This window comes from Streptomyces sp. NPDC002623, assembly GCF_053592635.1.
Window position 1 is genome coordinate 171,584 of the sequence record NZ_JBSFWB010000017.1, and the last position, 22,456, is coordinate 194,039.

20 protein-coding genes are annotated in these 22,456 nt (G+C 72.0%); 7 read left to right on the forward strand and 13 right to left on the reverse strand.

The window, feature by feature from the left end; translation table 11 throughout:
* The first annotated feature begins 104 nt into the window (after positions 1-104).
* Positions 105-761, forward strand: coding sequence for a cysteine hydrolase family protein (locus ACWD4O_RS28990; protein WP_451284254.1), 657 nt, complete (start codon positions 105-107; stop codon positions 759-761).
* Positions 758-1,939, forward strand: coding sequence for a pyridoxal phosphate-dependent aminotransferase (locus ACWD4O_RS28995; RefSeq protein ID WP_451284255.1), 1,182 nt, complete (start codon positions 758-760; stop codon positions 1,937-1,939). Before ACWD4O_RS28990 ends, ACWD4O_RS28995 begins: the two co-directional genes overlap by 4 nt.
* 22 nt (positions 1,940-1,961) lie before the next feature.
* On the opposite strand, the gene ACWD4O_RS29000 is transcribed toward ACWD4O_RS28995, so the two are convergent.
* The gene (locus tag ACWD4O_RS29000; RefSeq protein WP_451284257.1) at positions 1,962-3,437 is read right to left on the reverse strand and encodes a DHA2 family efflux MFS transporter permease subunit; all 1,476 of its coding nucleotides are present in this window, start codon (positions 3,435-3,437) and stop codon (positions 1,962-1,964) included.
* A 64-nt stretch (positions 3,438-3,501) separates the two neighbouring features.
* On the opposite strand from ACWD4O_RS29000, the gene ACWD4O_RS29005 reads away from it, so the two are divergent.
* Positions 3,502-4,341: an ArsR/SmtB family transcription factor gene (locus tag ACWD4O_RS29005; RefSeq protein WP_358804742.1), complete on the forward strand. Its 840-nt coding sequence runs from the start codon at positions 3,502-3,504 to the stop codon at positions 4,339-4,341.
* Between the two features lie 114 nt (positions 4,342-4,455).
* A complete protein-coding gene (locus tag ACWD4O_RS29010; protein ID WP_451284259.1) occupies positions 4,456-5,463 on the forward strand; it encodes a TauD/TfdA family dioxygenase in 1,008 nt (335 codons plus the stop codon).
* Between the two features lie 31 nt (positions 5,464-5,494).
* Here the strand turns inward: ACWD4O_RS29010 and ACWD4O_RS29015 are convergent, their stop codons facing one another.
* From ACWD4O_RS29015 to ACWD4O_RS29045, 7 genes are all read right to left on the reverse strand, one after another.
* Positions 5,495-6,220, reverse strand: coding sequence for a LuxR C-terminal-related transcriptional regulator (locus ACWD4O_RS29015; RefSeq protein ID WP_451284261.1), 726 nt, complete (start codon positions 6,218-6,220; stop codon positions 5,495-5,497).
* A gap of 92 nt (positions 6,221-6,312) precedes the next feature.
* Positions 6,313-7,467, reverse strand: a complete 1,155-nt coding sequence (locus tag ACWD4O_RS29020) for a LeuA family protein (protein ID WP_451284263.1) — start codon at positions 7,465-7,467, stop codon at positions 6,313-6,315.
* 405 nt (positions 7,468-7,872) lie between these two features.
* On the reverse strand, positions 7,873-8,898 hold the full coding sequence (locus tag ACWD4O_RS29025) for an enolase C-terminal domain-like protein (protein WP_451284264.1): 1,026 nt from the start codon (positions 8,896-8,898) through the stop codon (positions 7,873-7,875).
* Positions 8,899-9,230: 332 nt separating this feature from the next.
* Positions 9,231-10,217, reverse strand: coding sequence for a helix-turn-helix transcriptional regulator (locus tag ACWD4O_RS29030; protein WP_451284266.1), 987 nt, complete (start codon positions 10,215-10,217; stop codon positions 9,231-9,233).
* Positions 10,218-10,375: 158 nt separating this feature from the next.
* On the reverse strand, positions 10,376-11,059 hold the full coding sequence (locus ACWD4O_RS29035) for an HAD family hydrolase (RefSeq protein ID WP_451284268.1): 684 nt from the start codon (positions 11,057-11,059) through the stop codon (positions 10,376-10,378).
* The gene (locus ACWD4O_RS29040) at positions 11,056-12,171 is read right to left on the reverse strand and encodes an acyl-CoA dehydrogenase family protein (protein ID WP_451284269.1); all 1,116 of its coding nucleotides are present in this window, start codon (positions 12,169-12,171) and stop codon (positions 11,056-11,058) included. Before ACWD4O_RS29040 ends, ACWD4O_RS29035 begins: the two co-directional genes overlap by 4 nt.
* A complete protein-coding gene (locus tag ACWD4O_RS29045) occupies positions 12,165-13,148 on the reverse strand; it encodes a ScbA/BarX family gamma-butyrolactone biosynthesis protein (protein ID WP_451284271.1) in 984 nt (327 codons plus the stop codon). The genes ACWD4O_RS29040 and ACWD4O_RS29045 overlap by 7 nt, the downstream gene beginning before the upstream one ends.
* Before the next feature lie 142 nt (positions 13,149-13,290).
* Between ACWD4O_RS29045 and ACWD4O_RS29050 the strand changes: the two genes are divergently transcribed.
* Positions 13,291-13,956 carry a ScbR family autoregulator-binding transcription factor gene (locus ACWD4O_RS29050; protein WP_451284273.1) on the forward strand — a complete coding sequence of 222 codons (666 nt, stop codon included), beginning with the start codon at positions 13,291-13,293 and terminating at the stop codon, positions 13,954-13,956.
* 77 nt (positions 13,957-14,033) lie between these two features.
* Here ACWD4O_RS29050 and ACWD4O_RS29055 read toward each other — a convergent pair whose 3' ends face one another.
* The 5 genes from ACWD4O_RS29055 to ACWD4O_RS29075 all read right to left on the reverse strand — a co-directional run bounded on the left by ACWD4O_RS29055 (position 14,034) and on the right by ACWD4O_RS29075 (position 21,120).
* Positions 14,034-15,263 carry a glycoside hydrolase family 88 protein gene (locus ACWD4O_RS29055; protein WP_451284275.1) on the reverse strand — a complete coding sequence of 410 codons (1,230 nt, stop codon included), beginning with the start codon at positions 15,261-15,263 and terminating at the stop codon, positions 14,034-14,036.
* A gap of 149 nt (positions 15,264-15,412) precedes the next feature.
* On the reverse strand, positions 15,413-16,249 hold the full coding sequence (locus ACWD4O_RS29060; protein ID WP_451284277.1) for an NAD(P)H-binding protein: 837 nt from the start codon (positions 16,247-16,249) through the stop codon (positions 15,413-15,415).
* Between the two features lie 106 nt (positions 16,250-16,355).
* Positions 16,356-17,321 carry a DMT family transporter gene (locus ACWD4O_RS29065; protein ID WP_451284279.1) on the reverse strand — a complete coding sequence of 322 codons (966 nt, stop codon included), beginning with the start codon at positions 17,319-17,321 and terminating at the stop codon, positions 16,356-16,358.
* A 216-nt stretch (positions 17,322-17,537) separates the two neighbouring features.
* Entirely contained in the window at positions 17,538-18,692 is a 1,155-nt protein-coding gene (locus ACWD4O_RS29070; RefSeq protein WP_451284281.1) for an FAD-dependent oxidoreductase, read from the reverse strand.
* A gap of 169 nt (positions 18,693-18,861) precedes the next feature.
* The gene (locus tag ACWD4O_RS29075; protein ID WP_451284283.1) at positions 18,862-21,120 is read right to left on the reverse strand and encodes a 2Fe-2S iron-sulfur cluster-binding protein; all 2,259 of its coding nucleotides are present in this window, start codon (positions 21,118-21,120) and stop codon (positions 18,862-18,864) included.
* A 67-nt stretch (positions 21,121-21,187) separates the two neighbouring features.
* Here ACWD4O_RS29075 and ACWD4O_RS29080 point away from each other — a divergent pair, with 67 nt between their 5' ends.
* Together ACWD4O_RS29080 and ACWD4O_RS29085 are read left to right on the forward strand one after the other, a co-directional pair.
* Positions 21,188-21,808 (forward strand): TetR/AcrR family transcriptional regulator, encoded by a 621-nt coding sequence (locus ACWD4O_RS29080; RefSeq protein ID WP_451284285.1) that lies wholly within the window; start codon positions 21,188-21,190, stop codon positions 21,806-21,808.
* A 95-nt stretch (positions 21,809-21,903) separates the two neighbouring features.
* Positions 21,904-22,389: a MarR family winged helix-turn-helix transcriptional regulator gene (locus ACWD4O_RS29085; RefSeq protein WP_451284287.1), complete on the forward strand. Its 486-nt coding sequence runs from the start codon at positions 21,904-21,906 to the stop codon at positions 22,387-22,389.
* Positions 22,390-22,456 lie beyond the last annotated feature (67 nt).

A 22,456-nucleotide genomic window follows, 5' to 3' on the forward strand; every position in this document is an offset into this window, starting at 1 on the left:
CATTTCGAAGGTAGGAGTTTCGGCATCCGGGTTCAACACTGATTCATTGATTCATCGCATGAGTGTTTCTCATGCAATTCACGAGCGGAAGGAAAGAGAAGAAAATGGACTGGGCTGGGACACCGCAGCGGGGCCCGGGCGAGCGCCCCGCGCTGCTCGTACTGGACCTCATCAACGAGATCGTCCATCCGAACGGCAAGTACGCCGCCGACGGTTACGGCGCACAGGCGCGTGAGCGGGGTGTCCTGGCCAGGGCCGCCGACGCGATCCGGCGGGCCCGCGCCGCGGACATACCGGTGATCTACGTCGTCGTCGGCTTCTCCCCGGGGTATCCGGAGTGGCCGGCCGGGTCCCCGGTCTTCGAGAAGGCGAAGGACGACGGCCGTCTGGTCCTGGGTTCCTGGGCGACGCGGGTGCACGACGCACTCGCGCCGCGGCCCGGGGAACCGGTGGTCGTCAAGCACCGCATCAGCCCGTTCCACGGCACGAACCTCGAGGTGCTGTTGCGTACGGCGGGCATCGACACGCTGCTGCTCACCGGCGTCTCCACGGAGCTGGTGGTGCTCACCACCGCGCAGGCCGCCCATGACCGGGACTACCGCGTGCGGGTCCTCGAGGACGCGACTCTGGCGGGCGACGCCGAGATCCACGAAGCCGCGCTGAAGATCCTGTCCCGTATCTCGACGGTCACCACGGTCGCCGAGGCGCTGCCTGCCGCCCGGCCGGTCTCCGCCGCCGAGCGGCAGGGCACTCGGCCATGAGGGCGCGAGCCGCGGCCCGTTTCCACGCCGTCGAGGAGTCGGCGACGTACGCGGTCTTCGACATGGTGGCGCGGATGCGCGCGCAGGGTCTGGAGGTGGTGGACCTGGGCGGCGGTGAGCCGGACTTCGACACCGCCGGCCATGTCGTGGACGAGGCGGTCGACGCGCTGCGCGACGGTTTCACGCACTACACGCCGAGCCGCGGGCTGCCCGCGCTGCTGCGAGCGGTCTCGGCGAAGCTCGCCGGGGACAACGGGGTCGTGGCGGACGCGGCCACCGACATCGTCGTCACGCCGTCGGCGAAGCACGCCCTGTTCGCCGCGCTGGTGACGGTGCTCGATCCCGGCGACGAGCTGCTCGTGCCGACGCCGAGCTGGGTCAGCTACACGGAGATGGCGCGACTGATCGGCGCGCGGCCCGTGCAGGTCGCCCTCGACGGCGCGGACGGCTTCCGGATCACGGCGGAACTGCTGGAGCGGCACGTCTCCCCGCGGACGAAGGCACTGCTGGTCAACTCGCCGAACAATCCCACGGGCCGGTCGCTGACCGCCGAGGAGGCGGCCGTGATCGCCCGGTTCGCGCAGGAACACGACGTCCTGCTGATCTCGGACGAGATCTACGAGAAGATCCGCTACGACGGCCGCGCCCATCTCAGCCTGGCCGCGCAGCCGGGCTGCGCCGACCGCACCATCACGGTGAACGGCTTCTCCAAGGGCTACGCGATGACCGGCTGGCGCCTGGGCTACGCGGCCGGGCCCACCGATCTGATGGCGCAGCTGCTGAAGGTGCAGCAGCACACGGTGGGCTGCACGGCGTCGTTCGTGCAGCGCGGCGGGATCGCCGCGCTGACCGGCTCGCAGGAGCCGGTCGACTGGATGACCGCGCAGTACGCGGCCCGCCGGGATCTCATCGTGCGGGGGCTGGACTCGCTGCCCGGGGTGTCCTGTTCGCCGCCCGACGGGGCGTTCTACGCCTTCGCCGACGTACGCGGCACGGGGTTCGCGGACTCGGCGTCGTTCACGCGGTGGCTGCTGCGGGAGGCGGGAGTGGCCGTGATGCCGGGTTCCGCGTTCGGGCCGGGCGGTGAGGGCTTCGTCCGGCTGTCGTTCGCGACGTCGCCCAAGGTGCTGCAGACGGCGCTGGACCGCATGGCGCGGGCGCTGGCCGACCGGGGCTGACGGGCTGCGCGAGAGCCACGGCTCACGTGGTGCGTCCGGGAGCGCGACGCCGGACGCCCACGGCCAGCACGGCGCCGACGGCGAAGGCCGTCGCCGCGATGCCCGCCGACAGACGCAGCCCCGCGGTGAAGTCGCCCGCCGCGGCGGCGAGGGTGCCGAACAGGGCCACCCCGACGGCGCTGCCGACCTGCCGGGCGACGTTGAAGACGGCGGAGGCGATGCCCGCGCCGGAGACGGGGGCGGTCTCGATGATGGCGGCGGTGGCGGCGAGAGCGGTCATCGTCTGCCCCAGCCCGGTGGCGATCAGGGCGAACAGCAGGACCGGGTACGGGGTGTCGGGCCGGGCGGTCAGCCAGCCGAGGAAGCCCACGGCGCCCAGGGCGAGCCCGCCGGCCATCGGGACGTAGGGGCCGGTGCGGGGGGCCAGGCGGCTGAAGAGCGGGGCCGCGACGAGTCCCATGCACACCGACGGCAGCAGGGCCAGGCCGGTGGCCAGGACGGTGAAGCCGCGCTCCTGCTGGAAGTAGAGGGTGGTCAGAAAGAGCATGCCGTAATAGCCGAGGCTGATCAGCAGGCCGATCGCGGCGGTCGCGGTGAAGGCGCCCGAGCGGAACAGAGACGGCGGCAGCAGTGGCGCACGCCGGCCGCGTCCGGCCCGTTCGCGTGCTTCCAGGGTGCGTTCGACCAGTGCGAAGGCGGTCAGGCAGGCCACGCCCGTCCCGAACGCCACCAGGACCAGCGGGGAGGTCCAGCCGTGTGAGCCGGCCTCGTTGAGGCCGCCGGCCAGGGCGACGAGGCCGACGATGCCGAGCACCTGGCCGGCCGGGTCCATGCGGCGGGCGGGCGTCTTGCGGGCGGTGGCCGGGACGTGGCGGAGGGTCAGGGCGACAGCGAGCGCGGCGACCGGCAGGTTCAGCCAGAACACCGAGCGCCAGTCGAGCCCGGAGACGAGAAGGCCGCCCACCGCGGGCCCGGCGCCGAACGCGATCGACGCGACGGCCCCCCACACGGCGATGGCCCGGGCCCGCACCGCGCGGTCGGGGTAGGTGGCCTGGAGCAGCGCGAGCGAGGCGGGCACGAGCAGGGCGGCGCCGGCGCCCTGGGCGAGGCGCCCGGCGATCAGGGTGCCGGAGTCGCCGGCCAGGCCGCAGACCAGGGAGGCCGCGGTGAAGACGCCGAGCCCGGTGAGGAACATGCGGCGGTGGCCGAGCCGGTCGGCGAGCCCGCCGCCCAGGAGCAGCAGCCCGGCAAAGACGGTGCTGTAGCCGTCGACGATCCACTGGAGGGCGGAGGGCCCGGTGTCGAGGGCAGTGCGGATCTCGGGGACGGCGACGTTGACGACGGTGACGTCCAGCATCACCAGGAAGTAGCCGAGGCTCAGGGCGATCAGCGGGGGCAGGAAGAGGGCGGGCCGGCCGGCCGGGGCGGGCGAGGGGGCGGCAGCGGCGTGTGGTGCGACGGTCCGCCCGTCTTCGGGGGTGAGGTCGGTGGTGGTCATGGCACCAGCTTCGACGCCTGATACTTCGTCACAGGACGAAGTGTCGTTGTCGTACGGTGGTGTCATGCCGAACACCAGCCGTACCACGGGGGCATCCGCCCGCGGCGCGGGCGCGTCACGGCGCCCGGGCCCCGCATCCGATGAGCACCCCGGTGCGCCGCTCAAGCACCAGACCGACATCGCCCGCGCCGCGGCCCTCATCGCCGATCCCTCGCGCGCCCGCATCCTGAAGTGCCTGGCCGACGGCCGCGCCCTGCCGGCGAGCGCGTTGGCCGGTGAGGCGGGGGTCACCGCCGCCACGGCCAGCGCACACCTCGCCAAGCTGGTCGAGGGAGAGTTCGTCACCGTCGAGGCGCGGGGCCGGCACCGCTACTACCGGCTGTTCGGGCCGGACGTGAGCGCCGCGCTGGAGGCGCTCGCCCTGATCGCCCCGCCGCTGGCCATCACGTCCCTGAAGCAGAGCAGCCGCACCAACGCCCTGCACCGCTCCCGCACCTGCTACGACCATCTGGCCGGACGGCTCGGCGTCGCCCTGATGCAGTCGCTGCTCGACCTCGGGGTACTCACCGGCCACGACGGCATCCACCGGCCCGCCGAGGCGGTACGGGACAGGCCGTCGTCGTACGGCCGCGACATCGTCTACGAACTCTCCGGCGAGGGCCCGTCGATCCTCGCCGAACTGGGCGTCGACACGGGCCGGTTGCCGCCGCGCCGCCCTGCGGTCCGCTACTGCGTCGACTGGAGCGAGCATCAGCACCACCTCGCGGGCGGGCTCGGCGCGGCCCTCACGGCGCGTCTGTTCGACCTCGGCTGGGTGCGCTGGGGCGCCGCGCCGCGCGTGGTGCACCTGACGGACGAGGGCGCCGCCGGCCTGGAGCGGACTCTGGGGCTCGTGGTCGGGTGAACGGGCCCGGCCTCCACTTCGGTGGAGGCGCGGTACGACATCGGCGGACGCGGTGGACGGAGCCTCCTCCGAAGGCCGATGTGCGGCGACGGCGCGGCGGCGAGGCTCGGGGGCATGGAACCCATCTATGTACTGTCCGGGCCGGAACGCGAGCAACTCACCGCGGTGCTGCGGTCCGTGGCCAAGAACCCGTACGAGGACTACGAGGGATTCTCGCGTGCCGTCGGCGACCTGATCGCACGGGGCGAGGTGCCCGCCTTCTTCGCCGACGTCTGTGCCCGCATCCACCACGACCGGGCGACGGGCGCCTCCGACGCGCACGCGCTGCGCAACTGCCCGCTGGACGAGGACATCCCCCTGCTGGACCTGGACGACCCGGTCGCGGACAAGCACGCGCGGAAGAAGACGTTCATCGGCGAGGCGTTCCTGGAGCTCTTCGCCCAGCTGGTGAAGACTCCCCTGCTGTCCTACGCCACCCGATTCAACGGGGACTTCTTCACCGACGTCGTCGCCATCAACCGCTACAGCGGGATGCAGACGGGATTCAGCGACAGCGAACTCGTCTACCACAACGACCGCACGGCCCATCCCGTGCGGGCGGACTTCATCTCGCTGCTCGGCATGCACTGCCCTGAAGGCGAGTTCATCTACACCGGCTTCGTCGACGGGCGTGACCTGCTCGCGCATCTGACGGACGAGGAACAGCGACAGCTCAGGACGGCCCGGTTCGTCACGCCGTTCGACGTGTTCTCGCGGGACAACAACAACGAACTGACCGTCTCCGAGGTCCACCCGATCCTGGAGAACCACCACAGCTTCCGCTACCTGGACACGTGCACGACGGCCGCGCCGGGCGCTCCCGAGTCCGCGAAGGACGCGCTGCTGGCGCTCAAGGACGCGCTGGTGCGTGCGGACAAGACCCGTCACCGCATCCGCACCGGTGACCTGTTCGTCTTCGCCAACCAGGACGGGCTGCACAGCCGCGACAAGATGGAGATCAACGATGCGGCGCGGGCGCGACAGCGCTGGCTGTTGAAAACGTACGCCTTCCGCGACGAAACGGCCGCCGAACGGCACGCGGACCGCTGGCTGGACGGGGTGCGCGGACGCGTGGGCGACTGACGTCCCGGGCGCGCAGGTCCACGTCGCGCCGTCACGACCAGGGTGGGCGGTCCTCGTCGAGCGCTTGGCTCATCAGCAGGACCGCCTCCAGGCGGTTGCGCACGGACAGTTTCGTCAGCGCATGGGACACATGGCTCTTCACGGTCGCCGGGGTGACCTTCAGCCGCCGGGCCGCCTCGCGAGTGGACATGCCCTCCGCGAGCACCGTGAGCACCTCACGCTCGCGTTCGGTCAGCGAGCGCAGCCGCAGGCCGACCGACCGGTCGCCACGCGGGCGGGCGGGAGCGGTCGTGCTCGCGCGACCCGCCGGCGGGCACAGGCCCACCAACTCCGGCGACACCACGACGTATCCGGCGGCCACCGCCCGCACCGCGGCCGCGAGCCGGCCGATCGCGGGGTCCTTGACCAGTACCCCCGCGCAGCCCGCGGCCAGCGCGTCCCCGACGGTGCGCGCCGTCCACCGTGTGTCGAGGAGCAGGACGCGCATCCCCTTGTGCACCAGGCCGGGCACGAGGGAGGCGGGCCGGGGCCGGAAGGCGTCGGCGAGCACGACGACGTCCACGCCGTCCAGGGGCCAGCGGTGCAGCGGCCGGCCGCTGTCGGCGGTGCCCAGCACCCTGATCCGGTCGGCCCCGTCCAATGCCCCCGCCAGGACGTGCCGGGACACCGGATCGGCGTCGGCGAGCAGGACGCTGACGTCGGAGGCCTCCGGCTCGTACAGCAGGACGCGGCCGTTCTCGGTGCTTCGCACGGTCATCTCCACGCGCTGTCTCCTTTCTCACTGCGCAGCCTGCGCCACGGACAAGCGGACCGGGGCCGGCGTTCGGCCGGCCCCGGTCCGGGCCTCGCTCAGGCGGCGGCGGGCTGCCGTGCCGTCAGTTCGCGGGCCAGGCGGGCCTTGACGACGGAGATGTCCTCGCAGTCGCCGCCGGTGCGCTCGGCGATGTGCGTCCGGTAGAGCCCCGCCAGGTCCTCCTCGCTCACGGCGATCCCCAGCTCGTCGAGGATGTGCCGCAGCACGGCCCGACCCGAGTGCCGTCCGATCAGCAGGGAACGCTCACGGCCGAAGCGGGCGGGCTCCACGTATTCGTACGTCGCCGGGTTGCGCAGCATGCCCTGCTGGTGGATGCCGGCCGCCGTGCCGAAGGCGTAGGTGCCGAAGATCGCCTTGTTGCGGGGTTCCTCCAGTCCGATCGCCGCGCGCAGCGCGGTGTAGGCCTCGTACATCCCGGCCACGTCGATGTCGGTGTGCAGGCCGAGCAGAACGCCCTTGTAGGTCAGCAGCGCGGCCACTTCCTCAAGCGGGGTGTTGCCCGCGCGTTCACCGACGCCGCCGAGCGTGACCTGCACCTCGTCGGCGCCGGCAGCCAGGCCCGCGACGGCGTTGGCGAGGGAGAGCCCGAAGTCGTCGTGGCAGTGGGTGGCGACACGAACCCCGTCAGGGAGCCAGGAGCGGAACTCGGTGATCAGCGCCCCGTACTCCTGGGGGAGGTGGCATCCGGAGGTGTCGGCGACGGCGAAGCACACGGCCCCCGCCTCGACGGCGCCCAGGGCGATGGCGCGCAGCAGGTCCAGTTCGCCGCGGCTGGCGTCCTCGATGCCGACGGACACCTCCTCGACACCGAGGGCGTAGGCGTGGGCGACGGTGTCGGCGACCTCGTGGACGGCCTGGTCGCGGCTGATGCCCCGTTTGTGGGCGAGGTGCAGGTCGCTGCCGGTGGCCATGACCTGCACCTGGTGGCGCTCGGTGCCGCCCGCCTCGACGGCCGTGTCCACGTCGGACCGTACGGCCCGGCAGAACGTGGTGAAACGCGCGGAGGTCAGGTTCCGGGAAATGAGCCGGGTGGCCTGGAACTCGCTGGGCGAGGAGGCGGGGAACCCGGATTCGATGTAATCCACACCGAGCGCTTCTATGCGCAGCGCTATTTCGAGTTTCTGGAGTGGGGTCATCGCGTTTCCGGGTGCCTGCTCACCGTCGCGGAGGGTGGTGTCGAAAATAGACACCCGGCGTGATTCCCTTTTCACTGACATCGTGTCCTCTTCCTCGCCCGATGCTGCTCGCGCAGCGCAACACCGGTGAGGCTAGGCGGAGTCGGCGCCGTTGAGGGCCGGTTGCGCTGGCCTCTGGAGGCCATGACCCGTATGAGTCGTGCAGGCCGCCGGGAATCACCGGAACGGTGGCCCGTGGCCGGTTCGGGCCACGTCACTTCTGGGTCAGCTCCACCGCTTGCCGGGGGGTGGAGGTGGAATGCGAAAGTTTTGTCGAAGGCGCTGCAACGCGTCCGGACTTCTCGAACGAAGGGGCATCCCCGATGCGTAATTCCATGGCCGAACCGACTGCCTTTGCCATCCGTTGCCTCAGCGACGACGATCTGATCTGGGGTTGAGGAGCGGCCCGCGGGTGAGGGTCTATCCCCACAGCGCAGGGGAGGGCGGGACCAGTATCCCGCCCTCCCCTTGCAGTGTCGGAGCACCCGCTCCGGAGGCATCCAGCCACCGCGGCAGGGTGACGTGGTCGGCGCCCGGTGCCGCGTGCAGCGCGGGCGCGCAGGACAGAGCGGTCGCCGGGGGCGAGTCGAGCAGCACCGCAAGGCCCCGCTGACCGGCCTGTTCCATGATGCCCAGGGCCGCCGTCAGGCCGCCCACGGCGTCGAGTGAGAGGTTGATGCCGTCGTAGCGGTCCCCGAGGCGCCCCAGGTCGGTGCTCTGCTCGTAGGTCAGGTCGGCGATGATCGGGAAGGGGCGGGGCAGTGCGGCGAGAGCCGCGGACCGGGCCTGCGGCAGCGGCTGTTCGAGCATGCGTACGCCGTGGGCCTGGAGGATCGGCAGCATCACGTGGAGCCGGCCGGCGTCCCAGGCCCCGTCGGCGTCGACCATCAGCCAGGCGTCGGGCCGCAGCCGGCGTACGGCCGTCAGCCGGGCGAGGTCGTCGGCGAGGTCGCCCGCGCCGAGCTTGAGCTTGAGGGAGACGAAGTCCTCACCGTCCTTCAGCTCCTGCTCCAGCAGCTCGGTCGCCACCGGGGAAACCGTGCGCACGGCGGGCACCGGTCGTGGCGGCGGCATGCCCAGCAGCTCCCACGCGCGCTGTCCGCTGCGCTTGGCGAGCAGATCCCACAGGGCGGAGTCGAGGGCGCTGCGCAAGGGGCCCGGCGACAGCAGCCCGGGCAGTTGGACGGGGCTGATCATCCGCTCCAGGCCGTCCCTGACGTTGGCGAACTGGTCGCGCAGGACGTCCGGTCCGTGTGCCTCCAGCGCGGGCTGGAGGGCCGCCTCGCCCTGTCCGGTGCTGCCCGCGTTGCGCACGGTCGCCCGCAGTACGGCCCACCCGCCCGCGCCCGGTTCGGCACCCGCGGGAGACAGCCTGGCGGGCAGGACGGCACACCGGACCTGCATCGGGGTGCCCGTAAGGGATCGGAGGAGTGCGGGGTCGAACACGAGGGCTCCTGACTCGCGGGCGTTCAGCCGGAACCCCATCGTGTGAGCGGCAGCGGTGGGCCGCCAGACAGCAGGCGCGGCACCCTGCGGCGTGGCCGGTAGCGGACAGGGCGGCCCGGGCAGGGTGCGGAGCAGCGCGGCGCGGCGCGGTGCAGCACAGGAGTGAGCGGCGCGGGCCGAGTGGAGGTCGCCTGATCGGTGCCGGTGAGCGGGGTGATGGGGGTCCCCCCGCTCGAGCGCAGCCCAGAGCAGGGGAAGTCGGCAACCGACGACAACACGGCAGGTGGGCGTGCCGGACCCCGCGTCTGGGGCCGTGATCGGCCGGACAGGCCCTAGTCGAGAAGTCCCGTCCGCGCGGCCGTGACCCCTGCCTGGAAGCGGCTCTCCACGCCGAGCTGGGCCATCAGGTCGGCCATCACTCGACGCAACGTCCGTACGGAGACGCCGAGTTCACGGGCGATGGATTCATCCTTGCGTCCGGTGGACATCAGCCTCAGCACGCACAGCTGCTGGGAGGTGAGCCCGGATTCCTCGCCGGCGCCGGTGTCCTCCAGAGGCACCGAGGAGGCCCAGCACATCTCGAAGACCTTGACCAGCAGGGCGGTGACGGCCTCGCCGCGCAGCACCATCATGGCGTTGCCGGTGTTGGTGTGGAGCGCGGGTACCAGGGCCTGCACCCGGTCGACCAGGATGAAACGGAACGGCACGATGTTGGCGATCCGGACCTGGGCGCCCGCGGAGCTCAGTTCCTGCAGATGGTTCATCGAGTGGACGATGCGGGTCATCGGCCGCAGATGGATGCTGCGCATGGTCACACCGCGTTCCAGGACCTGCATGTCGCGCCGCAGCCCCTCGGCGAGCACCTCCGACGGCCGGACGGGACCGGGGTGCATGCTCAGGATCTCCGAGGTCGCGATGTCGGCGGTGTCGCCGAGCACTCGTGCGATCCGGTCGGCGCCGGTGATCACTTCGTCGCTGAGCGTGCCGCTGCGGGCGATGTGCAGCGGCAGGAACACGTCGCGCATCGCGTGGATCTGCTCGCGGGTGCGGCGGATCTGGTCGGCCAGGCGGGCGGTGGCCTCCTCCTCGGCGGTGAGCAGCCGCAGCAGCGCGGCCTCGGGAGCGGTGGCCTTGGCGGTCGGTTCGCCGTCGGACGATTCGACGAGCAGGCCCAGGCCGATCAGTTGGCGGCGGGCGTGCTCGATCTCGTCGACGGTGGTGTCGAGTTGCTCGCAGGCGCTGCGGACGGTCCAGTCGCTGCGGGCCGAGGCGTACTGGAAGAGTCTCAGGGCCTGCGGCCCGATGCTCGGTGCGCTCATGTCCGTCTGCTGCCTTCCTACAACGGATGTACTGGGTCCGGGGATGCCGATGGCGGGTCGTGGTCTCTGCTCCTGGCCAACAAAAAACCCTCCCGAAGGTATGTTTTGCTCATATGTCCCGCCCCGGGCGGCCCTCGGCCAACCGGGGAGGGAACGACTCAGCTCACGTGCAGCAGCGCACTCCGTTCGAAGCGCGGACCCGTCCGGGTGCCGACGAAGCGCCAGCCCTGCGCCATGCCCCGGGCAGCGAGGACCGGGTCGTCGCCGACCACCACGGGATGGCCCACCAGGGACAGCACCGGCAGATCGCTTTCATGGTCGCCGTAGGCCCAGCAGTCCCGCGCACGGACGCCGAGCCGGCGGACGAGGGCAGCCGCGGCGTCCTGCTTGGCCGCTCCGATCATCGGCCGGCGGACCTCACCGGTCAGCACCCCGGCGGCGTCGGCGAGTTGCTCGGTGGCCAGCACGTGGCGCACGCCGAGGTCCTCGGCGACCGGCCGGGCCAGAGCCACCCCCGAGCCGGTCACCAGGACGACCTCGTCACCCTCACCCTGGTGGCGGCGCAGGGCATCCAGGGTCTCGGTCAGATAGGCGTGCGGACCGCTCCTGAACCGGGCGTACCACTGGCGGGCCGCCTCGTCGAACGACGAGCGGCGCGCTCCGGCGAAATGCGCGAAGTAGGCGCGGTTCAGCGTCTCCCGGTCGGCGCCGGCGGTGCGCAGGACGCCCGGCGTCCGCCCCTCCCCCACGAGCCGCGCGGCATACGCATGCCAGAACTCGAGCAGGCTCTTGCCCGCAAGCAGGGTCTCGTCCATGTCGAAGAAGGCGATGCGCCGGGTCATCGGGCCTCCTCCCCCGCTCGTGCCGCCAGCAGAGCGTTGGCGTAACTGGTCGCCGCCGAACTGAAGTTGAGGGTGCCGTGGGTGCGTGCCGCGGTGATGTCGCGCCAGCGGCGCTGGAGTGCGTCGTCCTCCTCCAGTGCGCGCAGCCCCGCCGTATGGAAGAGCTCGTCGACGGCCGTGCCGCACAGCTCCACGGCCACGGTGACGTCCCGCTGGTTCTCGGCGACGAGAACGGGCGTCACGGGCGCGTGGTCGGCGCGCTGCGCGACCCGCTCGAGGAGCAGTCGCGCGGCCTGGATGTGAGCCGACGCCCTGGCCAGCACCAGCGGCTGGACGGCGGTGCCGCCGCCGGGGCGCGCTCGCCGGGTCTGCGTCTCCCACCAGGTGCGCAGCGCTCCCTCGGCGACTCCGAGCACCGGCGCCGCGAAGATGAGGGCGGCCACCAGGGAGAACGGCACGGTGTGGCAGCGGGCGGCGTGCGGCTGGACACGCCCGAGGTCGCTCAGCGTGAAAGTGAGGTGGTCGGGGACCAGGACGTCGCCCTCCACGGTGTTGCTGCCGGTGCCGCGCAGTCCCACGGGGCGCCAGGTGTGCAGCACCTCCATCTCCGAGCGCCGCACGGCGAAGATCCGGTGTTCCCGCGTCTCGCCCGCAGGGTCGCCGTGCTGCGCGACCCAGGAGGCGAGCAGCATCCACTCCGCCTGGTCGACACCGCTGGCCGTGGCCCACCTGCCGGTCAGCCGCCAGCCGCCGTCCACGCGGACGGCGCTGCCCTGCGGCGGCACGACGGACGCGGCCACCCGCACGTCGGGACCCTCGCCCCAGATCTCGCGCTGTCCGGCCTCGGGGAGATAGCCGGCGAGCCTGCCGTGTGCCGCGTACAGCGCGGCGCACCAGGCGGTGGACGCGCAGGTCTCGGCCAGCTCGGAGACCGCGTCCAGGAGTGCGGTGAAGGTGCCGGCGCCGCCGTTCCAGCGCTCGGGCACGAAGTGCCGGGCGAATCCGTTCTCGACCAGGGAGTCGGCCAGCCGGTCGGTGAGCCGGCACGTCTCGTCCAGGACGATGCGGTCCTCGCGGGCGCTGTCCAGCGTCTTGCCCAGGTCACTCAGCACGCGGCAGCACCGGCCCCGGCGAGGAGGCCGCCGAGCGGGGAGGCGGTGGCGCGGGCGGCCAGCGCGGTGACCAGGGTGCGGGTGCCCTGGCGGGCCGCGAGCAGGTAGGCCCCGGCACCCTCGGGCTCGGCGGTGATGATGACGGGCTGCCCGAGTTCGCCGAACGAGAGGAACGACGCCTGCAGGGAGTTGACGGCCCAGGCGCCCGGGGTGTCCTGGGCGGCGCGGACGCGGACGGCCTGCCGGAACCCCTCGACGATCACCATCCCCGGGATGTGGTCACTGGCGTGGTCGAAGAGGGCGGGGTGCCCGGTGTCCGGTCTGAGCTGCCATCCGGCCGACGCGTCACCCAGGCTCGCGAGCAGCACGGCGTCGTCGCGGTCGCGGCCGACGGCGGCCGGCGAGAGGGTCCGTGCCTCTACGGTGAGGTCGGTGAAGTCGAAGGGGGCCGCCGCGGCGGCGCTGCGGCTGCGCACGAGGGCGTAGTGCGCGGGCGGGAGCGCGTCCCAGCGCATGCTCGCCCGGCCCACCGTGCGGCCGTCGATCAGGAGGTCCGCCTCGGACGTCAGACGGAAGCGTCGCGGGCTGCCGGGCACGCGGCGCAAGGTGACGTGGAAGGAGACGTCGGCCCCGTCGCCGCTGTCGCGCAGCGGGGCGTCGAGGTGGAAGTCGAAGCCGTGCAGGACGAACATGTGGTCCGCCGGGACACCGTGGAAGCGGTGCGAGAGGTAGATCCCCGCCTGACGCATCGTCTCGACGACGACCAGGGAGTCCCGGGTCCCGTCGGCGGCGCGGTGGTGCAGGAGATGGTCGTGCGGCCAGCGCGCGAGGACCGCGAAGCGATCCCCGCCCAGCGGACGAACGGCCGATAACAGGACTTCCCCGTCCGCGGCCTTGTGTACCAGAGCGCGCGGAACATGTGCATCGGCACAGTGCCTGGCGGTCGTGTCGCCGGGCGCTATGTCGGTGTCATACATGATTGTCCCCCTCCGGAAGCGGCTATACCGCAAAAGCAGTGACCTTGCAGGGTGGTCGGCCACCGGCTGTTCGGTGAAAAATATACCTGCGGGAAGGTATATTGCAACGGGGGGCTGGAGACGAACCGCGAGCGGAGACATCATGGAACTGAAGAAGAGCCGGGCCACGTTCCCGGCACCCGAGCGCAGCGCGGGGAGCATCGCCCTTCACGGCCGCAGCCCGGAGTTGCAGCAGGAACGGGCCGCGCACACCCGCAAGCAGATCCTGGACGCTGCCGCGCAGCTCTTCGACGAGCGCGGGTACGGCAAGACGTCCGTCAAGGACGTCGCCGACCACGTGGGGATGACCAAGGGGGCGGTCTACTTCCACTACCCCACCAAGGAAGCGCTCACGATCGCGGTCGTCGAGGCGCACTACAACCGCTGGCCCGCGCTCCTCGAAGCCGTCCAGGCCAAGGGGCTCGGCCCGTTGGACACCGTGGGGGAACTGCTCGACCAGACCGCGGAGGCCTTCCAGGACGACGTGGTCGTACAGGGCGGGGCGCGGCTGCAGATGGAGCAGCCCCTGCCGGAGGGCCTGTTGCCGCAGCCGTACGTCGGCTGGATCAGCCTGCTGACGGAGCTGCTGGTGGAGGCGGCGGAGGCCGGGGAACTGCGCGAGGGGGTCTCGCCCTCCGCTGCGGCCCACACGCTGGTCTCCGCGTTCTTCGGCACCCAGCACATCTCCGCGCGGCTGAGCCGTCGCGCTGACCTCGTGCAGCGCTGGTCCGACGCCCGGGACCTGATTTTCTCGGCCTTGCGGCCGTAGGACCGCCCGGCCCCTCCCCTCCCCTCCCCTCCCGGGAGAGGTCACAACAGGGGCCGGCCGTCCGACGACGCTGGCTGTCAGACCGTGGACAGGTCGATCGCCCGGTCGACGGCCTGCGGTCGGAGCACGCGCAGGATGCCCTCGAGCAGGTAGTAGTCGGCGTAGGGAAGGGAGATCTCGATCCCGTCCTCGTTGGGCCGGTTGCGAGTGCAGCGGGCCACGACCGCGTCCGCGCGGGCGGAGTTCGTCGTCAGGCAGGTCTGCGCCAGCGCGGTGAGCAGTCGTAGCGCCACCTCGCGATACGAGCGCCTGCCGGTGGCCTCGGCCAGGTCGAGCAGACCGCACGCCATGATCGCGCCGGCCGACGCGTCCTTGATGTCATGGGGCTGTTGCGGCGCCCGGTAGTCCCACACCGGAACATGGTCCGGAGTCAGGGATCGCACCGCGAAGTCCGCGAGGCCGCGTGCGGTGGCCAGGAACTCCGCGTTCCCGGTCCGCCGGTACATCGTCGTGAACCCGTAGATTCCCCACGCCTGCCCACGCGACCAGCACGACGTCGGGCTGTAGCCCTGCACAGTGTTCGGGCCGAGGGGCGCGCCGGTGTCCGGGTCGAAGTCGAAGACGTGCGGGGTCGATCCGTCCGGGCGCGGGAACACACGCTGTGCGGTCTTCGTGTGTTCCACGGCGATGTCCAGGTACTTCGCGTCGCCGGTCTGCCCGCTCGCGAACGCGAGCAGATCGAGATTCATCATGGTGTCGATGATGACCCGGCCCGCGTTGCGCGGATCGGTCAGTGCGCCCCACGCCCGGATGAAGCGTCCGCGCGGGTTGTAGCGCTGGATCAGGGAGTCGGCGGCCCGTACCGCGCCCGCCCGCCACACGTCGTCGCCGGTCAGTCGCCAGGCGGTGACCCATGACGGGTAGAAGAGGAAGCCGAGGTCGTGTGTGCCGGTGTCGTACCGACGCGGGGCCAGCTTCTCCGCCGACGCCAGTGCCCAGGTGCGAAACGCCTCGTCCTCGGTGTGGAGCCACGCCATCCACAGCGTCCCCGGCCAGAACCCGCCGACCCAGTCGCCGTTCTGCGAGTAGACCCACTTCTCGAACTTGGTGCCGACCGGGAACGCGCTCACGCCGGGCGCGACGGCGGCGACCTTCTCGACGGCGTAGTCCGCCGCCGCGCGGAGCGTCCGCAGGGTGGGGGCGGGAATGCGGTCGCCGGTCGCGCCCACCGCCGGCGTCGAGGAGCCGCCTGCGACAGCTGCGGCGCCGGCCGCGGTGGCCAGCACAGCACGTCGGGAAACACTCATGCCTACGCCTCCAACTGAGCAGCAGGAGAAAGGAGTTGACCGAGCGTTACACAGGGAAGTCGACGATGTACACCCATGTGAGCAATGTTCATCACCATGAACGCGGCTTCCCGCCCACACCCTGACCGGCGGACGAGCCGCGCCGCAGGTCAGTGGAAGGCGCCGACGTTCTCCGCGGCCCACTGGCGGAACGGCCTGGCCGGCGCGCCGGATATCCGCGTGACCGTGTCGCGCACCGTCAGCAGTTCGTCGTTGACGTCTCCGCCCATGACGTCGAGCACCGCGTCCGCGGCCTCGGCGCCGAAGACCGCGGCCATCCGGGCGTGGGCCTCCTGTCGGCCGATCTCGGCGAACGGAACCTCCCGCCCGAGTGCTGCCGCGATGGCCGCGACCTGCTGCCGGGGTGTCACCGGCTCCGGACCGGTCAGGGCGTACGTGCGCCCCTGATGACGAGACTCGGTCAGCGTCACCCGGGCCACCGACGCGATGTCCGCGGGGTGGATGGTGGGCAGTCCGACGTCCGCGTACGGTGCGCGGACCGTCCCGTGGTCGCGGATCGACGCCGCCCACATCAGGGCGTTCGAGGCGAACTGCGTCGGCCGCAGGATCGTCCAGGCCATGCCGCTGTCCTTGAGCAGCCGCTCGACGGCCAGGTTCTCGGCTGCGGGGCCGAGGTGCGGATGGGTATGGGCGGTGATGGACGACACCAGCACCACGTGCTCCACACCCGCCCGCCGAGCAGCCTCGATGATGTCGGCATCCGGGCCCAGACGCGACACGAGGAACAGCGAGCGCACCCCGTGCAGCGCGGGCGTCAGCGACTCCGGCTCCGCGAAGTCGCCTTCGGCTGCTTCGACCCCTTCGGGGAACGCGGCCCGCGCCGCGTCCCGGGTGAACCCTCTCAGCGGCGCGGCACCATCATGTGCGTGCAGTTCCTTCAGCAGTGCACTTCCGATGTTCCCGGTGGCTCCGGTCACGAGGATCACGAGCGCGTTCTCCCGTCGTCAGATGATCAACCGACGGAAACGCTAGAAGCTCAATCGCACTTCAGGTCAAGACGGTCCCCGTGGACACCTGAAGAGTGCCCGGCGGCTACCGCTTCCGGCTGTCTGCACCGACGGGGACGGTCAACAGGACCAGGCCCAGGGCGAGGACGGCCAGCCCGCACCAGGAAGCCCCCGGCAAGCGCTCGTCGAGGACCGTGACGCCCAGGACCGCCGCGACGGCGGGTTCGGCCAGGGTCAGCGAGGTGGCCGTCGACGCCGGGGTGCGGCGCAGCCCGTACCCGAAGAGACGGTAGGCCAGGTAGACGGTGAACAGGGCGAGATACACGGCCACCGCGGCCCCGCGCGTGGTGGTGAGCCAGTGCATGTCGACGAACAGGACGAGCGGCAGGACGAGCAGCCCGGCCGCGCCGAACAGCACGCCCATCACCGGGCCGGAAGGGTGCCCGCCGGTGATGAGCCGGCCGCCGATCAGCGAGTAGGCGGCGTACGACAGTCCGGCGCAGGCGGCGAGCGCCACGCCTGCCGGGTCGATCGGCGCGGCGCGCCCGCTGAGCTGGGGGCCCAGGACGAGAAGGGTGCAGCCCAGCACGGCGGCCGCCGTGGCCGTGGTCCAACGTGCGGTCGGCCTGGCCTGTCCGGTGATCCAGGACAGCAGTCCGGCGAAGACCGGCGCGCTGCCCAGCGCGATCACGGTGGCCACCGCCACACCCGTGCGGGCCACCGCCGGGTAGAACGTGACCGGATAGCCGGCCACCGCCAACGCGCCGAGGACGAGCAGCCATCGCTCGGGGCGTGTGCAGGCGGCGGGCAGCGAGCGCGCGTCGCGGGCGGTGAGGAACAGCAGGATGCCGCCGAGGGCGAGGCCGGCGCAGCCGATGGCCGCCGCCGGGGCCCCGGCCGGCGCCAGCGAGCCGGCGGTCCCGGTCGTCCCCCACAGCACGGCCGAGGCGAGGATGGGCGTGGGACCGCCGAGGAGTCGGGAGGTGCGAGAAGGGCGCGGGCCGGGGGTGGCCGGGCGCGTGGGAGTCAGCGGGGTGGTGCGGTTCGGCACAGTCGTGATCTTCCGTCGTCGAATGCGTCTGCGTCAGGGAATCGATCCGAAACGGGCGCGCGCGACGACAGCCCCTGACCGCCCTGGGGGGTCGGTCGGGGCCGGGGATGGATCCGTCAGCGTCGGCGCCCGGTCAGGCGCAGAGCGGCGGCAGAACGACGTGCCAGTAGGTGTTCACGCCGCGATGCTACCTGCCGGGCTACCCGGGCGAGCACGTCATGCAGGAGAGTTCCCCTGGCCGGAAGCCTGCTCGTGCCCGGCGAAGACGGCGAACAGGCCGTGGGGTGAGTCGTCGCCGTACATGAGCCGGTAGAGCTCGGCGCCTTCGACGGCGGCCTCGGCACTGCGGGGGAACATGGCGTTCTCGTACTCGGTGAGGGCGGCCTCGACGTCGTCGGGATGCGCGGCGAGGGCCTTGCCGAGTTCGGCGCCGTCGTACATGGCCAGGTTGGCGCCTTCGCCGTCCGGCGGTGCCAGGTGGGCGGCGTCGCCGAGCAGGGTCACGCCCGGCGACCGGTCCCACCGGTGCCCGATCGGCAGGCGGTTGAGAGGACGCAGGACAGGTGCGGTGTCGCCGTCGGTGATCAGCGCGGTGAGCTCAGGCGCCCAGCCGTCGAACTCCTGCGCGATCCGCGCGGCGGCCGCGGCGGCATCGGTGAAGTCGACGCCGGCGAACCAGTCCTGCGGCTTGGACAGCATCACGTAGGTGTGGAGGGTGCCGCCGCTCTCCCGGTGACACACGATCCCCTTTCCCGGCACGAGCGCGAACAGCGAGCCGCCGCCGACCGTCTTCACGGAGGCGGGATGCCGGGTGTCGCCGTCGAGCAGATAGGTCTCGACGGACGAGATCCCGGTGTACTCGGGTGTGGCGGCGGAGAGCAGTGGCCGGACCCTCGACCACGCGCCGTCCGCGCCGACGAGCAGGTCCGTGACGACGGTGCCGCCCTCGGCGAACGTCACCTCGTGGCGGCCCTCGCCGAGCGCACGGACACCGCTGACCTTGTGGCCCCAGCGGACGGCGCCGGCCGGGAGCGAGTCGAGCAGCATCTGTCGCAGCTCGCCGCGCTGCACCTCGGGGCGTCCGCCTGTGCCGTCGTCGGGCTGGTCGAGCAGGACGGTCCCGTCCGGGTCGAGGAAGCGGGTCGCCTCGCGGCCCTCCAGGACGAGGTCGCGGAACTCGTCGATGAGCCCTGCCGCTTCGAGAGCCGGTTGGCCGTTGTAGTCGTGGATGTCGAGCATCCCGCCCTGCGAACGCGCCGTCGGCGAGGGCTCCGCCTCGTAGACGGTGGCGGGGATTCCGTGGACGTGCAGGACACGGGCGAGGGTCAGTCCCCCGAGTCCGGCGCCGATGATCGTGACATCAGTGGTCATGGTGATTCCTTGCGTGTCGCACGCCTGCCGGACGGGCACTCGGCAGGTCGTCCCCACAACGTGCCGGAGCCCGCCGACAAGCCGCCGACATCGGACCGACAGCCGCCGACGACACCCGACAGCCGGCAGACACCACAGCTCCGCGGCTCCGCGGCTCCGCGGCCGACGATCACGGGTCCGCGATGTCCAGGGTGACCTTCGACAGTGGGCAGCCCACGCAGGTCAGCACATAGCCGTCGGCCTGCTGTCCCGGCGTGAGGCAGTTCGATCCGTTCTGCGTGACCTCTCCGCTGCGCAGCCGCACCATGCACTCGCCGCAGGTGCCGACCGTGCAGGAATACGGCATCGGCAGCCCCGCGGCGAGTCCCGCGTCGAGCAGCGTCTGGCCGGGCTCGACCACCGCCGTGCCGACGGGGCGCCCGTCCTCCTCGACGGTCATCTCCTGCGGCGCCGTCGCCGCGGTCCCGGTAGCCGCTCCGCCGGTGTAGCGCTCGTGGTGCACCCGCGCGTCCGGGACTCCGAGCCCGGTCAGGACGGCCTGGACGGCGTCCGCCAGCGCTTCGGGTCCGCAGACGTAGTAGTGGGCGTCCCGGGCCGGGGACAGGCCGGTGACCCAACGGCGCACGCCGTCCGCGTCGAGCCGCCCGTCCCGGCGGGTCAGGACGTGGGTGACCGCCAGCCGATCGGGTTCGTCCTTCGCCAGCCGGGTCAGTTCGTCGGCGAAGATGATCTCGTCCGCGCTGCGGCTGCTGTAGAGCAGCGCGATCCGGCCGCGGCCGGGGCGGGCGGCGAGCCGCGTGCGGATCATGCTCATCATCGGGGTCACACCGCTGCCCGCCGCGATGAGCACGACGTCGTCCGGGGGCTGCGGCTCGGCATGGAAGGAGCCCGACGGGCCGCGCACGGCCAGCCGGTCCCCGGCGCGGAGACCGTGGTGCACATGGGTGGAGAACCGGCCGCCCTCGACGTGCTTGACGGTGATCTCCAGCCGGGGCGACCCGGGCGCCGACGAGGCCGAGTAGGCCCTTCGCACCGGGCGGCCGTCGATGTCGGAGACGAGCGTGAAGAACTGGCCGGGACGGAAGTCGAACGATCCCGGGTGCTCGCCGGCGTCCTCCAGGACGAGGGTGACCGTGCTCGGTGTCTCCCTGCGCACCTCGGCGATGCGCACCTCCCGCAGGGGCTTCTCCCGCAGAGGCTTCTCCCGCGGGGAGTTCGCTCGCGGTGAGTTCTCCGTGCCGGTGCCGTCGGCGGGGCGTCGGCGCGGGAAGCCTCGGCGCCGCCCGTCCGCGCCGGGCTCGACGTCCTCGTAGCCCTCCTTCCGCAGCCCGGAGCGGTAGGCGCGGTTCATCACCAGCCGCAGCAACCGGGGCATCCCCGGGATCGCCCCGACGGCCTTCAGCAGGAACGCGGGTGGACCGTCGTCGGCGGCGGCCGAGCCGGCGGCGAGGTGTTCTCCCGCCAGCGCCATCAGGTCCGGCACGGTGCCCCGGTCGAGGTGCGCGCCGGGGGCCCACAGCCGCGAGCGCGCCACGGCGTCGTTGCCGGTCACCTCGGCGTGCTCGACGTCGACGAGCAGCGCCAGGTGCGGGGGCATCCCGCGCAGCGCCATCGTCGCCAGCAGCGCGGGATCGTCGGTGATCGTGCCGCGGCCGCGGACGTGCAGCACCCCGCTGCGCCCCGGGACGAGCGCGGCGAACGAGAGCCGCTCGTCCTCCAACAGGTTGTGGAGGGTGTCGGCGCGTCTGTTTCCCTTCCGGTCCGGGACGACGAGCGTGCGGCCGTCCAGGATCCGCGCCACCGCCTGCCGGTCCCCGCGCGGACTCGTGTCGCTCCCGCCCGAGGAGTCCCAGGTGGACAGTGCGAGGAACGGCGCCGCGGCCAGGAACCCGGCGACGCCGGGGCGGCACAGGGGCCCGTCCCCCGCGATGTCGGCGGCCGGCTCGGCCGGTGCGGGCGGCTGCCACAGGCGGGACCGCAGGACGGCCTGCGCGCAGTGCACATACGCCTGCTCGATGTCGACGGTCGTCTCCGCGCCCTGATGCGATGCCACCGAACCGTTGACGCGCAGAATCTCCCCGACGCCCGGCAGGAGGAAGAAGAACGAGACCGGACCGTGCGGGACGCCGGACTCGGGCAGCGAGGCGGAGAACGAGATCCGCGTGGGCGTGTGGACGCGTGCGAACCCCGGCGCGCCGCCGATGAAGGTCGTCCGGCCGACGCCCTGGGCGTCCCGGTAGCCGAAGGCCGCGATCGGACACCGGGCGAGGACGGTCCGGCAGCCCTCGTCGAGGGCGCTGATCTGCTTGAGCACGACCACCGGCATCGGACGGCCGACGATCGTCTCGACCTCGTCCGCCGTCGTCAGCCGACGCAGGGCCGCAAACCGGTCCGGCGCCTCGTTCTGGGGCTTGTCTTCGCAGGTCATGCCAGTATTGTGAGCAATAGCTCAGCTCTTTGACTACTCGCTTTTCACGCCTCGATAAGGACCTCGGATGCCGTCCGCCGATCGCCGTCTTCAGCCACGTCGCAAGCCTCGCCAGGTGCGTGCCGAGCTCACCCGCGAGCGCATCCTCACCGCCGCTGCTCACGTTTTCGCCGAGTACGGCTACGCCGCCGGCACCACCAATCGCATCGCCGAACGCGCCCGGATCTCCATCGGCTCGCTGTACCAGTACTTCCCGAACAAGGACGCCGTCCTCGCCGAGCTGCTGGTACGGCACATCGACCGGGGCGCGTGGACGCAGGCCGACCAGCTCGACCTGTCCGCCGGGACCCTGGAGGCGACGGTGCGGGCGGTGGTCCGCGACGCGATCGACAACCACCGCGACGATCCGCAGCTGTTGCGGATCATGATGGAGGAGGCGCCGCTCTCGCAGGAACTGCTCGACACGATCGACCGGCACGGCAAGGCGCGCGTCGGTCAGGTGCGCGACCTCCTCGCCCGGCACCCGGATGTCCACGTGCGGAATCTCGACATCGCCGCCGAGCTGATCGTGTTCACAGTGGAGATCAACACGCACAAGCTCATGGCCGACCCGCGGACCATCCCGGTCGAGACGTTCGAGACCGAACTGGTGGACATGGTCACGCGCTATCTGCGCGGCGATCGATAGCCGCTCGCCGCCGCGTCCACCGCGTCCACCGCGTCCAGCTCATTTCGTTTCAATCGATACCGTATCGAGTGAATGGACGGCTGTACTGTGACCTCATGACCGCCGATCTTCCTCACCGATCCAGCGCCGGGCGTGCGACCGACCGCCCCGGGGATGAATCACCCTTCGCGCTCGGGTTGCTGCTGCGCCGGGCGCACTGGCGGGCGGCCGCGGTCATGACGGAGGCGCTGCGACCGCTCGGCATCGAGTTGCGGCACTTCGCCGTGCTGCTCGTGCTGGTCGACCGCGGGCCCACGGTCCAGCGGGACCTGGCGACGGAGACCGGCTCGGACAAGGCGGGCATCATGCGGGTCGTCGACGACCTGGAGCGCAAGGGGCTAGCCGTGCGCAAGGCCGTTCCGGGGGACCGGCGGGTGCGGGCCGTGGAGATCACGCCTCAGGGCATCGAGCTGTTCGACGCGGCTCATGTGGCGGCGGCCCCGCTGACCGGGCGTCTGGTCGCCGACCTGGGGCCCGGCGAGCCCGAGCGGCTGACGGAGCTGCTGACCCGGTTCGCCCATCCCGCGGGCGACGAGGCGTAGGCACGCCCGCACGACGCCCGCCGGTCCGCTGCAACGAGAACGCCGTGTGACGCCCGGAGATGACAGG